We start from the raw sequence: 12,536 nt of genomic DNA on the forward strand, positions 1-12,536 counted from the left end.
ACCCGTGAACGGGGCTGCGGGCCTACGGGCCCGCGGGCCTGCGGCACATCGGCAGAGGCTATCGGATGAACAGAAGGTTGAGTTCACTGCCCGTTTGTGCTCCGTTCGGGCCGGTCCTGCACCCTGTTCGCCCCTTAGTGATCATCCTCCTTGATCGAGCCCCTGTGCGACAAACCGCGGTGCGGAACGGCTGCGGGAGCCGCGGAGGCGACCACGCCCCCGGACGCGGCGGCATCCGACCGGAACCGGCCGGGGACGACGGGACACCCTTTAGGCTGATCGGCATGACGTGGCTGATCACAGGCGGTGCGGGATACATCGGGGCACATGTGGCGAAGGCCATGGTCGCCTCCGGCGAGAAGGTCGTCGTGCTCGACGACCTGTCCACGGGGGTGGCCGGGCGACTCCCGGCGGACATCGAGCTGGTCCGCGGGTCGTCCGCGGACCCCGCGCTGGTGGCCCGGCTGCTGGCCGACCACGCGGTCACCGGTGTGGTGCACCTCGCGGGGAAGAAGCGGGTGGACGAGTCGGTGGAGCAGCCGCTGCTCTACTACCGGGAGAACGTCGCCGGGCTCGGCGTCCTGCTGGAGGCCTGCGCGGCGGCGGGTGTGCGCTCCTTCGTCTTCTCCTCCTCGGCCGCCGTCTACGGGGTGCCCGAGGCCGAGGTGATCACCGAGACCACCCCCTGCGCGCCGATCAGCCCGTACGGCGAGACGAAGCTCGCCGGCGAATGGCTGGTACGCGCCACCGGCCGCGCCCACGGGATGTCCACGGCCTGCCTGCGCTACTTCAACGTGGCGGGCGCCGCCGAGCCGGCTCTCGCGGACACCGGGGCCTTCAACGTGATCCCGATGTTCTTCGACCGGCTGACGCGCGGCGAGGCGCCCCGTATCTTCGGCGCCTCGTACCCGACGCCGGACGGCACCTGCATCCGGGACTACATCCATGTCGCCGACCTCGCCGACGCGCACCTGGCGGTCGCACGCCACCTGGCGGACCGGGACGCCCCGGGCGATCTGACGGTGAACATCGGACGCGGCGAGGGCGTCTCGGTCCGCGAGCTCGCCTCCCTGGTGGCCGAGGTCACCGGGAACGGCACGGAGCCCGTCGTCGACCCCCCTCGTGCGGGTGACGCGGCGAAGTCGGTGGCCTCGGCGGCGCGGATCGCCGAGGAGCTCGGCTGGTCGGCCCGCAGGGGCGCGCGCGAGATGGTGGAATCGGCGTGGGAGGGCTGGCTGAAGGACCATCCGCAGGCCGGTGAACGCCAGGACACCGCCTAGGAACTCTCGCACATTTGTGCAGGTCAGAGCAGACGACAACGGTGTTCAACACCGTGTTGCCCGATACCCCCCGCCCGTAGTTCACTGGGCGTCCTCGGGCGCCGCCGACCCGAGCCGTACCACCGTCTGGAGGCATGCGCATGGGGGCCGGCCACGACCACGGTCACACGCACGGCACACCCGCGACAGCGTCGGCCGCGTACCTGGGGCGGCTCAGGATCGCCCTGGGCATCACCCTCGGCGTGATGGTCATGGAGATCGTCGGCGGCGTGCTCGCCGACTCGCTCGCCCTGATCGCGGACGCCGCCCACATGGCGACCGACGGGCTGGGGCTGGGCATGGCCCTGCTCGCCATCCACTTCGCCAACCGGCCGGCGGGACCGAACCGCACCTTCGGGTTCGCCCGCGCCGAGATCCTGGCGGCGCTGGCCAACTGTCTCCTGCTGCTGGGCGTCGGCGCGTTCCTCGTCTACGAGGCGGTCGACCGCTTCATCACCCCGGCGGACACCCGCGGCGGCCTGGCCATCGCCTTCGCCTCCGTGGGCCTGGTCGCCAATCTGGTCTCGCTCAGCCTGCTGATGAGCGGGCAGAAGGACAGCCTCAACGTCCGGGGCGCCTACCTGGAGGTGCTCGCCGACACCCTCGGCTCGGTCACCGTCCTCGTCGCGGCGGGCATCATCCTGGCCACCGGCTGGCAGGCGGCGGACCCGATCGCCTCCCTGGTGATCGGTCTCATGATCGTCCCCCGTACGGTGAAGCTGTTGCGCGAGACGATCAACGTACTGCTGGAGTCCGCGCCCAAGGGAGTGGACATGGCCGAGGTACGGGCTCACATCACGGAGCTGCCCGGGGTGCTGGACGTCCACGACCTGCACGCCTGGACGATCACCTCGGGAATGCCGGTCCTCTCGGCCCACGTCGTCGTCCACCAGGAGATGCTGGACTCCATCGGCCACGAGAAGCTCCTCCACGACCTCCAGGGCTGCGTGGGGAACCACTTCGACGTGGAGCACTGCACCTTCCAGCTGGAACCGAGCGGCCACGCCGCGCACGAGGCGCGACTCTGCCGGTGACGGCAGCGGGCCCCGCGCGTCCCACCCGGCCCGCGCGGGGGCGGACATGCCCGGCCCCGAAGTACGGACAAGCGGCATTTGTGGGGCAGACTTGACCGGACTCCAGGGGTCCGGACGCACGAGGCCGGGAACCAAAGCGAAGGATGGGTATGCCGACCACACCAGCCACCGCGACGCACAGCTCGTCGAACGGCTCCGCAGAAGCGATCATGCTCGAACTGGTCGACGAGAGCGGCACCACCATCGGCACCGCGGAGAAGCTCGCCGCCCACCAGGCGCCCGGCCGGCTGCACCGCGCCTTCTCGGTCTTCCTCTTCGACGAGCAGGGACGGCTGCTGCTCCAGCGCCGCGCGCTCGGCAAGTACCACTCCCCCGGCGTGTGGTCCAACACCTGCTGCGGCCACCCCTACCCGGGTGAGGCCCCCTTCGCGGCCGCCGCCCGGCGCACGTACGAGGAGCTGGGCATCTCGCCGTCCCTGATGGCGGCGGCCGGGACCGTGCGCTACAACCACCCCGACCCCGCGTCGGGCCTGGTGGAGCAGGAGTTCAACCACCTGTACGTGGGCCTCGCCCAGGACGCCCCGGAGCCCGACCCGGAGGAGGTCGGCGAGACGGTGTTCGTGACCGCCGCCGAGCTGGCCGAGCGGCACGCCGAGGGGCCGTTCTCCGCGTGGTTCATGACGGTCCTGGACGCGGCGCGCCCGGCGATCCGTGAGCTGACGGGCCCCTCCGCCGGCTGGTGACGGCCCGGCCCTGCCGGCACGGTGGGCGGGCCCCCCGGAGGGGAGCCCGCGGGCCGGCCGGCAGAGGCCGTGCGGTGCGAGCGGTACGGCCGGGCGTCACCGGCCGTGCGGCAGCCGTGCGGTCAGAGGGGCGGTCTCAGGGGGAGTACCGCCCAGATGATCTTCCCGCCGCTCGCGGTGTGCTCCACGTCGCAGGTGCCGCCCGCCTCGGCGGTGACCTCCTTCACCAGCAGCAGCCCCCGGCCGCCCGTCTGGGCGTGGTCGGTCTCCAGCGCGGTGGGGCGGTAGGGGTGGTTGTCCTCGACCGAGACCCTGATCCAGTCGGCGCCGATGGCCACCTCCACCGCCAGCTCGGGCGAGAGGAGGGCCGCGTGTCTGACGGCGTTGGTCGCCAGCTCCGAGACGATCAGCAGCAGCCCCTGGAGGATGTCGTCCTCCACCGGTACGCCTTGCCTGCCGATCAGGTCCCGCACAGCGTGCCGGGCCTGCGGAACCGATACGTCGACGGCGGGGGCGGTGAAGCGCCACACCCCTTCGTACGACACGGGACGGGCCGGAACACTCCCGCGGCTCTCCATAATCCGGCACCCGCTCTCGGTTCGCGCATCTGGGAACACTCTCTGTTGACTGACGAGTGTCGAGAACCTCGGAGCTCGGGACCGGCCACTGACAAGAAGTGGGCACCTATCGACTTGTCTTGACCGGCTGCGTATGGCGGCGTCGCATGTGGACTACTTCTGGCCACCTTCTGGGGCACTATTCGGCCTTCTCCTGCCGCCGTCCCCGTCCGCCGCCAGCTGCTCGGTGACCAGCCCGACCACCTGCCGGCCGCCCACGCCGATCGCGATCAGGCCCAGCCCGTCGAACAGCAGCGAGAGGGAGAAGAAGAGGCCGAGGACGTACCGGCTGCTGTGCGGCCAGTCGAAGAGCACCAGCAGTCCCAGCAGCAGGCCGAAGGCGCCCTGCAGCAGCGTCCAGCCGAACTGCGGCCCCCGCACCACGACCGAGCCGACCAGCCGGAACAGGCCTCCGGTGAGGAAGAGCAGGGCGGCGAACATGGTGAGCGCCTCGGCGCTGCCGTACGGGTCGTGGATCACGACCACGCCGGCCGCGATGTTGAGTGCCGCGACGACGACGGCGAGCCAGAAGAAGTTGCTGCCCCGGGACTGGACCGCGTGCGCCAGACCCACCACGCCGCCGATCAGCAGGAGCCAGCCGAAGAGCAGCATCGAGGTGAGCGTGGCCACGCCGGTGTAGATGAGACCGACGATGCCCGCGGCCACCAGCAGGATGCCGAGCACGACCAGCACGGCGAAACTGCGGTTGAGCTTTCTGCGCTGGACCCGGGAATCGGCCATCGACAGCTCCTCGCGGCGCGTACGAACTCCACCCCCGGGGGCCTGCCGGACGAAAGGCCCTGGTCGGATCATAGGAGCGAACGGGACGGATAGCATCCTGCGCATGGACCGCACCGAGCCTCAGCTGGAGCACACCGTCGCGAACGGGGTGGCGACCGTCGTCATCGGCAATCCCGCGAAACGGAACGCCATGACGGCCCCGATGTGGCGGGAGCTGCCCGTCCTGCTGGAGCGGCTGGCGGCCGACGCCTCGGTGCGGGTGCTGGTCCTCACCGGCGCGGGCGACACCTTCTGCGCGGGGGCGGACATCTCCTCCCTCAAGGAGCCCGGAAAGCTGACCTCGGAGCTCACGGTGGCCGCGGAGGAGGCGCTGGCCGCGTTCCCCCGGCCCACGATCGCCGCCGTACGCGGCTACTGCGTGGGAGGAGGATGCCAGCTGGCGGCCGCCTGCGACCTCCGCTTCGCCGAGGAGGGCGCACGGTTCGGCATCACCCCGGCCAAGCTGGGGATCGTCTACTCGTCCTCCTCGACCCGGCGGCTCGTCGGTCTGGTGGGCCCCGCGACCGCGAAGTACCTCCTCTTCTCCGGGGAGCTGATCGGCACCGAGCGGGCTCTGCGCACCGGGCTGATCGACGAGGTGCTGCCGCCCGCGGGGCTGGCCGGCCGGGTCGCGGAGTTCTGCGGCGTTCTCGCGTCACGGTCCCAGCTGACCCAGGCGGCGGCGAAGGAGTTCGCCACCGGCCGCACCGACCGGGACGCGTACTGGGCCGCGCAGGCGCGGACGAGCGAGGACACGGCGGAGGGCGTGAGCGCCTTCCTGGAGCGACGGTCGCCGCGCTTCACCTGGACGACCTGAGCCCGGCCGGTACGCCCCACGCCTGGAGGCGCCTGCTGGAGTTCCCTTCATACTGACCAGTCGGTAACGTACGGCGCATGAGTACTCTGCCGCCCCGCGCCGGCCGCCGCTGCCACAACGCCGTCAACCCGCTGCACTCGACGCTCTTCTTCTCCTCCGACCTCACCGCCGAACTCGGCGCGCTCGGGATCGACGACGCCCGGGCCGCGTACTTCGCCGCCCGCAGCGCCGCGCTCGGCGCGGTGGGAGCCGGCGCGGTGACGTCGACCTTCTACAACTTCAACCACGAGCTGGTGGCCCTGCACCTGCCGGCCGTGTGGTCGGTGGCCTCCCCCGAAGCGGTGCTCGACGCCAGGCTCCGCGCCGCCGACGCCACCCTCCGCCGGCTGCTCGGTGAGGAGGTCATCGGCTCGTCCGACATGGCGGAGGCCGCCGGGCTGGCGCTGCGGGCCGCCGAGGCGTGCACCCGCCACGCCCGGCCGCTGTACGCCGCCCACGCCGATCTGCCGGTCCCCACCGAGCCGCACCTCGCTCTCTGGCACGCCGCGACGCTGCTGCGCGAACACCGGGGCGACGGCCACCTCGCCGCGCTGCTCGCCGCGGGGCTCGACCCGGTCGAGGCGCTGGTCAGCCACACGGCGACCGGGAAGGGCATGTCCCCGCGCTGGGTCTGCGGCACCCGGGGCTGGCACCGCGAGGACTGGGACGCGGCCTCCGCCCGGCTGCGGGCGCGCGGACTGCTGGACGACGAGGGCTCCCTGACGGAGGCGGGCACCGCGCTGCGGGCGGAGCTGGAGGAGTCGACGGACCGGATGGACGCGGCACCGTACGAGCACCTCGGCGCGGACGGGGTGGCGCGGCTGACCGATCTGGCGCGCGGCTTCCTGTTCACCGCCGCCTCGGCAGGCGCCTTCCCCGGCGACCTGATCGGCAGGGGCTGAGCCCCGGAGGTACCCGGCACAGGGTTCCGGCCCGTGGTTCGCCGAGGTCGCGCGACACGGCCCCCGGCCACCCGGCACAATGCAGGCGAAGGGGACCACCCCGAATGACGCCCGCCCCCGGTACGGAGTCCCTCCGCACGGCGGGGCGGGGTTGTCAGCAGAGCCAGCAACACAGCCAGTACGAGAAGGCGAGCCGGTAACACCGTGACGACGTCCATCGAAGGCAGGATCGCCGAGGAACTCGGCGTACGTGAGCGACAGGTGGCGGCAGCCGTCGCCTTGCTCGACGGCGGGTCGACCGTCCCGTTCATCGCGCGCTACCGCAAGGAAGCGACGGAGATGCTCGACGACGCCCAGCTGCGCACGCTGGAGGAGCGGCTGCGCTATCTGCGGGAGCTGGAGGACCGCCGTTCGGCGATCCTCGAATCCGTCCGCGAGCAGGGCAAGCTCGACGAGGCGCTGGAGGCCCGCATCCGGGCGGCGGACACCAAGTCGCGTCTGGAGGACATCTACCTGCCGTTCAAGCCGAAGCGGCGGACCAAGGCGCAGATCGCCCGCGAGGCCGGTCTGGAGCCGCTGGCCGACGGGCTGCTCGGCGACCCGTCCGTCGACCCGCTCGCCGCGGCGGCGGCGTTCGTGGACGCGGAGAAGGGGGTCGCGGACGGCGCGGCGGCACTGGAGGGCGCCCGGTCGATCCTCACCGAGCGCTTCTCCGAGGACGCCGACCTGACCGGCGAGCTGCGCGAGCGGATGTGGACGCGCGGCCGGCTGGCGGCGAAGGTGCGGGCGGGCAAGGAGGAGGACGGATCGAAGTTCGCCGACTACTTCGACTTCACCGAGCCCTTCACGGCACTGCCCTCGCACCGGATTCTCGCCATGCTCCGGGGCGAGAAGGAGGACGTGCTCGATCTGGTGCTGGAGCCGGAGGAGCCTTCGGAGGAGCCGGGGCCGTCCGCGTACGAGAACATGGTCGCGCGCCGCTTCGGCATCGCGGACCGGGGGCGGCCGGGCGACAAGTGGCTCGGGGACACGGTCCGCTGGGCCTGGCGGACCCGCATCCTGGTGCACCTCGGCATCGACCTGCGGCTCCGGCTGCGTACCGCCGCGGAGGACGAGGCGGTACGCGTCTTCGCCTCCAACCTCCGCGATCTGCTGCTCGCCGCCCCGGCGGGCACCCGGGCGACGCTGGGGCTCGACCCCGGTTTCCGTACGGGCGTGAAGGTCGCGGTGGTCGACGCGACGGGCAAGGTGGTGGCGACCGACGTCATCCACCCGCACGTCCCGGCGAACCGGTGGGAGGAGTCGCTGACGAAGCTGGAGCGGCTCTGCCGCACGCACTCCGTGGACCTGATCGCCATCGGCAACGGCACGGCGTCCCGCGAGACCGACAAGCTCGCCGGTGAACTCTGCGACAAGCACCCGGAGTTGAAGCTCACCAAGGTGATGGTCTCGGAAGCGGGCGCCTCGGTGTACTCGGCGTCGGCCTTCGCCTCGCAGGAACTCCCGGACATGGACGTGTCGTTGCGTGGCGCGGTGTCGATCGCCCGCCGCCTCCAGGACCCGCTGGCCGAGCTGGTGAAGATCGACCCGAAGTCGATCGGCGTCGGCCAGTACCAGCACGACCTGTCCGAGGTGAAGCTCTCGCGCTCCCTGGACGCGGTGGTCGAGGACTGCGTGAACGGGGTCGGCGTGGACGTCAACACCGCTTCCGCGCCGCTGCTTTCACGGGTGTCGGGGATCAGCTCCGGGCTCGCCGAGAACATCGTCGCGCACCGCGACACCAACGGCCCGTTCCGCTCCCGCAGGGCCCTCAAGGACGTGTCCCGGCTCGGCCCGAAGGCGTACGAGCAGTGCGCGGGCTTCCTCCGTATCCGGGACGGGGACGACCCGCTGGACGGGTCGAGCGTGCACCCGGAGGCGTACCCGGTGGTGCGCCGGATGGTGAAGACGGCGGGCACCGGGGTCGCGTCCCTCATCGGCAACACGGAGGTGCTCCGGTCGCTGCGGGCCGACGCGTTCGTGGACGACACCTTCGGTCTGCCGACGGTGACCGACATCCTGAAGGAGCTGGAGAAGCCCGGCCGCGACCCGCGTCCGGCGTTCCGGACCGCGACCTTCAAGGAGGGCGTCGAGAAGATCGGCGACCTGGAGTCCGGGATGGTCCTGGAGGGCGTGGTCACCAACGTCGCCGCGTTCGGCGCCTTCGTCGACGTCGGCGTCCACCAGGACGGCCTGGTCCACGTGTCGGCGATGTCGAGGACGTTCGTGAAGGACCCGCGTGACGTCGTGAAGCCCGGGGACATCGTGAAGGTCAAGGTCATGGACGTCGACGTCCCGCGCAAGCGGATCTCGCTGACGCTGCGGCTGGACGACGAGGCGGCGGCCGGCCAGGGCGGCGGCCGGCGCGAGCGGGACGCGGCCCCGGGCCAGGGCGGCCGGCCCCCGCGCCAGCGCCAGTCGGACGGCGGCGGCCGCCGGCAGGGCGGTGACCGGCGTGGCAGCGGTGCGGGCGGCGGCGCCCGCCCCTCGGGCGCACCCGCACCCGCCAACAGCGCCATGGCGGACGCGCTGCGGCGCGCCGGTCTCGCCGATCCGGGACAGGGCGGCGGGAAGCGCTGACGGCGCCCCGGACGCACCGGACGGGCCGGCCCCCTCGGGGTCGGCCCGTCCGTGTCGCCCCGGGTCCCGAAGTCCGGCCGGCCTCCGGAGGTCCCGTCAGAGCTCCGTGATCCGCCCGTCCGCGACCTCGATGCGCCGGGTCGTACGGACGGCCTCCAGCATCCGCCGGTCGTGCGTGACCAGCAGGAGCGTGCCGTTGTACGAGTCGAGCGCGGACTCCAGCTGCTCGATGGCGGGCAGGTCGAGGTGGTTGGTGGGCTCGTCCAGAACCAGCAGGTTGACGCCCTTGCCCTGGAGCAGGGCGAGTGCGGCGCGGGTCCGCTCGCCGGGCGACAGGGTGGTCGCCGGGCGCATCACGTGGTCCGCGCGCAGCCCGAACTTGGCCAGCAGGGTGCGCACTTCGGCGGGTTCGGTGTCCGGGACGGCGGCGCAGAAGGCCGCCAGCAGGGTCTCCTCGCCGAGGAAGAGCTTGCGCGCCTGGTCGACCTCGCCCACCACGACGCCCGAACCGAGCACGGCAGAACCGGAGTCGACGGACAACCGCCCCAACAGCGCAGCCAGCAGGGTGGACTTGCCGGCCCCGTTGGCTCCGGTGATGGCGACCCGGTCGGCCCAGTCGATCTGGAGCGAGACCGGCCCGAAGGCGAAGTCGCCCCGGACGACGCGGGCTTCGCGCAGGGTCGCGACGACCGAGCCGGAGCGCGGCGCGGTGGCGATCTCCATCCGCAGCTCCCACTCCTTGCGCGGCTCCTCCACGACGTCCAGGCGCTCGATCATGCGCTGGGTCTGCCGGGCCTTCGCGGCCTGCTTCTCGCTGGCCTCGCTGCGGAACTTGCGGCCCAGCTTGTCCGAGTCGGTGGCCTTGCGCCGGGCGTTCTTCACGCCCTTGTCCATCCAGCCCCGCTGCATCTGGGCACGGCCTTCGAGGGCCGACTTCTTGTCGGCGTACTCCTCGAACTCCTCACGGGCGTGCGTCCGGGCCCGCTCCCGCTCTTCCAGGTAGGAGGCGTAGCCACCGCCGTAGAGGTTGATCTGCTGCTGGGCGAGGTCGAGTTCGAGGACCTTGGTGACCGTACGGGTGAGGAACTCGCGGTCGTGGCTGATGACGACGGTCCCGGCGCGCAGACCGGAGACGAAGCGTTCGAGGCGCTCCAGACCGCCGAGGTCGAGGTCGTTGGTGGGCTCGTCCAGCAGGAAGATGTCGTACCGGGAGAGCAGCAGGGAGGCGAGCCCGGCGCGGGCGGCCTGGCCGCCGGAGAGCGCGGTCATCGGCAGGTCGAGACCGACGGTGAGTCCGAGGTCGGCGGCGACTTCCTCGGCCCGCTCGTCCAGGTCGGCGCCGCCGAGGTCCAGCCAGCGTTCCAGCGACTCGGAGTACGCGTCGTCGGCGCCGGGCGCGCCGTCCACCAGGGCCTGGGTCGCGGCGTCCATGGTGGCCTGGGCGTCGGCGACGCCGGTACGGCGGGCGAGGAACTCGCGCACGGTCTCCCCGGGGCGCCGGTCCGGCTCCTGCGGGAGGTGGCCGACGGTGGCGGAGGGGGGCGAGAGCCGCAGCTCCCCCTCCTCGGGCCGGTCGAGCCCCGCGAGCAGCCGGAGCAGGGAGGATTTTCCGGCCCCGTTGACTCCGACGAGACCGATCACGTCCCCGGGGGCGACGACGAGGTCGAGCCCGGCGAAGAGTGTGCGGTCGCCGTGTCCGGCGGCGAGGTCCTTGGCGACGAGAGTGGCAGTCATCAGGGTGTCGATCCTAAGCGTTCCGGGCGGCCACCCCGTCAATCGGCCCGGACCGGGGACGTGGAAGGGCCGTCCGTGGCGGGAGCGGCCGGGACGGGGCCGGGGAGGCCCGCGTCCCGGCGCCGGAACGTGACCGGACCGTTGTGCCGCCTGAGTACCGGGACTCATGAAGCCCGGTGCGGCACGGAGGAGGATCGCCCGATGACGACATGGGGAAAGCACGGGTACGGGGCGCTGCCGCTGGTGGCGACGATTCTGCTGGTGTCGGGGTGCGGGACGTGGCGGCTCGCGGACGGCTCCGAGGACGGTCCGCGTACGTCTCCGACGCCGAGCGCCGTACCGACGTCGAGTGCGCCGGCGGACTTCCTCTGCCCCGGCGAGGACCCCGAACCGACATCTCCGGCGGCCGCCGCCCCGGCCGCGACCGCCGCGCCGACCGACCACTACGCCGAGAACCACGGCTTCAGGGTTCCGTTCCCGCTCCACGGCCAGAGCCGTTGCGACGGGCTCGCGGTCACCGGACGGGTCGAGAGCGCACTCGAACCGCTGCGCAGGCACGGGGACTTCGATCCGCAGCACGTCCGAACCGCGCTCGACGGCCTGGGCTACCGCACCGGGAACGCGTACCGGAGCGGCCCGACGGGGGTCGGCTTCCTCATCGTCCTCTACGCCTCCCCCTGGTGCGTGGAAGGAACGATGAACCGCGACTCCGTCACGGCGAACGCCTTCGGCGGTTACCCCGACGGCACCGACTGCGAGCCCCCGAAGGGCGGCCACTGACCACGGTTGTCGCGGATCGGGGCCATCACGGATCGGGGCTGTCCGAATCGCCGCCGTGTCCCGGCAATGATCCACCAGGCCCTGTCCTGGACGCCGGGCCCTCGGTTAGCTTCCGGGGTGACAGCGTTGCGGGTACGGGAGCGGAGCGACGGGGGTGGCGGTATGCCGGACGTGATCGTGGTGGGCGGCGGAGTCAGCGGGCTGACCACGGCGGTGGTGCTCGCGGAGCGGGGCCACCGGGTGCGGGTCTGGTCGCGGGACGCGGCGGGGGACACCACGTCGGCGGTGGCGGGCGCCCTCTGGTGGCCGTACCGGATCGAGCCGGCGCGGTCGGTGGGTGACTGGGCCCTGGAGACGCTCGCCGTCCACGAGGAGCTGGCGGAAGCTCCGGAGGAGACCGGGGTACGGATGGTGGCCGGGGTCCATCTCGGCGAGCGTCTGGCCGCGCTGGACCCGTGGGCGGCCGGGTTGCGGGGCGTGGTGGAGGTGGCGGAGGGGCTGCGGGTGACGCTGCCGCTGATCAGCATGCCCGACCACCTGGCCTGGCTGGAGCGGCGGCTGCTGGCGGCCGGCGGCACCGTCGAGCGGCGCACGGTGAGCGGGTTCGGGGAGGCCGCCGCCGAGGCATCCGTGGTGGTCGACTGCGCGGGGCTGGGAGCGGGGGCGCTGGCCCCGGACAGCGGGATGCGTCCGGTACGGGGCCAGCTCGTCCTGGTGGAGAACCCGGGGATCACGGAGTGGTGCGCGGCCCCCGATCCCGCGACGGGCTGGACGACGTACGTGTTCCCGCAGCCGTACGGGCTGGTGCTGGGCGGCACGGCGCAGGACGACGACTGGTCCACGGAGCCGGACCCGCGCATCGCCGCCGGCATCGTGGCGCGGTGCGCGCGGATCCGGCCCGAGATCGCGGGGGCCCGGGTCCTCGGACACCGGGTGGGGCTGCGCCCGGCGCGGGACGCGGGGGTGCGGATCGAGGCGGAGGACCTGCCGGGCGGCGGCCGGGTGGTCCACAACTACGGGCACGGGGGTGCCGGGGTCACGGTGGCCTGGGGCTGTGCACGGGAGGCGGCACGGCTGGTGGGGTGAGCCGGACGCGGCGGCGGTGCCGGGCGCGCACGGGGAGCCGCGCGGTGTGCCAGGTACCGCCGCGCG

11 protein-coding genes are annotated in these 12,536 nt (G+C 72.7%); 8 read left to right on the forward strand and 3 right to left on the reverse strand.

The window, feature by feature from the left end:
• The first annotated feature begins 284 nt into the window (after window positions 1-284).
• The 3 genes from galE to idi all read left to right on the forward strand — a co-directional run bounded on the left by galE (window position 285) and on the right by idi (window position 3,096).
• Complete coding sequence (galE, locus tag ACWCWD_RS23735; protein ID WP_450775333.1) at window positions 285-1,280, forward strand: UDP-glucose 4-epimerase GalE; 996 nt, start codon at window positions 285-287, stop codon at window positions 1,278-1,280.
• 140 nt (window positions 1,281-1,420) lie between these two features.
• Window positions 1,421-2,353, forward strand: coding sequence for a cation diffusion facilitator family transporter (locus tag ACWCWD_RS23740; RefSeq protein WP_450775500.1), 933 nt, complete (start codon window positions 1,421-1,423; stop codon window positions 2,351-2,353).
• A gap of 149 nt (window positions 2,354-2,502) precedes the next feature.
• Complete coding sequence (gene idi, locus ACWCWD_RS23745; protein ID WP_450775335.1) at window positions 2,503-3,096, forward strand: isopentenyl-diphosphate Delta-isomerase; 594 nt, start codon at window positions 2,503-2,505, stop codon at window positions 3,094-3,096.
• 122 nt (window positions 3,097-3,218) lie between these two features.
• Here idi and ACWCWD_RS23750 read toward each other — a convergent pair whose 3' ends face one another.
• Both ACWCWD_RS23750 and ACWCWD_RS23755 read right to left on the reverse strand, forming a co-directional pair.
• Window positions 3,219-3,674, reverse strand: a complete 456-nt coding sequence (locus tag ACWCWD_RS23750) for an ATP-binding protein (protein ID WP_450775337.1) — start codon at window positions 3,672-3,674, stop codon at window positions 3,219-3,221.
• A gap of 153 nt (window positions 3,675-3,827) precedes the next feature.
• Complete coding sequence (locus tag ACWCWD_RS23755) at window positions 3,828-4,454, reverse strand: HdeD family acid-resistance protein (protein WP_450775339.1); 627 nt, start codon at window positions 4,452-4,454, stop codon at window positions 3,828-3,830.
• A 103-nt stretch (window positions 4,455-4,557) separates the two neighbouring features.
• Between ACWCWD_RS23755 and ACWCWD_RS23760 the strand changes: the two genes are divergently transcribed.
• The 3 genes from ACWCWD_RS23760 to ACWCWD_RS23770 all read left to right on the forward strand — a co-directional run bounded on the left by ACWCWD_RS23760 (window position 4,558) and on the right by ACWCWD_RS23770 (window position 8,870).
• Window positions 4,558-5,310 carry an enoyl-CoA hydratase/isomerase family protein gene (locus tag ACWCWD_RS23760; protein ID WP_450775341.1) on the forward strand — a complete coding sequence of 251 codons (753 nt, stop codon included), beginning with the start codon at window positions 4,558-4,560 and terminating at the stop codon, window positions 5,308-5,310.
• Between the two features lie 77 nt (window positions 5,311-5,387).
• Window positions 5,388-6,251 carry an SCO6745 family protein gene (locus ACWCWD_RS23765; RefSeq protein ID WP_450775342.1) on the forward strand — a complete coding sequence of 288 codons (864 nt, stop codon included), beginning with the start codon at window positions 5,388-5,390 and terminating at the stop codon, window positions 6,249-6,251.
• A gap of 204 nt (window positions 6,252-6,455) precedes the next feature.
• Window positions 6,456-8,870: a Tex family protein gene (locus tag ACWCWD_RS23770; RefSeq protein ID WP_450775344.1), complete on the forward strand. Its 2,415-nt coding sequence runs from the start codon at window positions 6,456-6,458 to the stop codon at window positions 8,868-8,870.
• A gap of 96 nt (window positions 8,871-8,966) precedes the next feature.
• Here the strand turns inward: ACWCWD_RS23770 and ACWCWD_RS23775 are convergent, their stop codons facing one another.
• Window positions 8,967-10,604, reverse strand: coding sequence for an ABC-F family ATP-binding cassette domain-containing protein (locus ACWCWD_RS23775; protein ID WP_450775346.1), 1,638 nt, complete (start codon window positions 10,602-10,604; stop codon window positions 8,967-8,969).
• Between the two features lie 201 nt (window positions 10,605-10,805).
• On the opposite strand from ACWCWD_RS23775, the gene ACWCWD_RS23780 reads away from it, so the two are divergent.
• On the forward strand, window positions 10,806-11,384 hold the full coding sequence (locus ACWCWD_RS23780; protein WP_450775348.1) for a hypothetical protein: 579 nt from the start codon (window positions 10,806-10,808) through the stop codon (window positions 11,382-11,384).
• A 162-nt stretch (window positions 11,385-11,546) separates the two neighbouring features.
• A complete protein-coding gene (locus tag ACWCWD_RS23785) occupies window positions 11,547-12,470 on the forward strand; it encodes an FAD-dependent oxidoreductase (protein WP_450775350.1) in 924 nt (307 codons plus the stop codon).
• Window positions 12,471-12,536 lie beyond the last annotated feature (66 nt).

It is taken from the genome of Streptomyces sp. NPDC001493, from assembly GCF_053597235.1.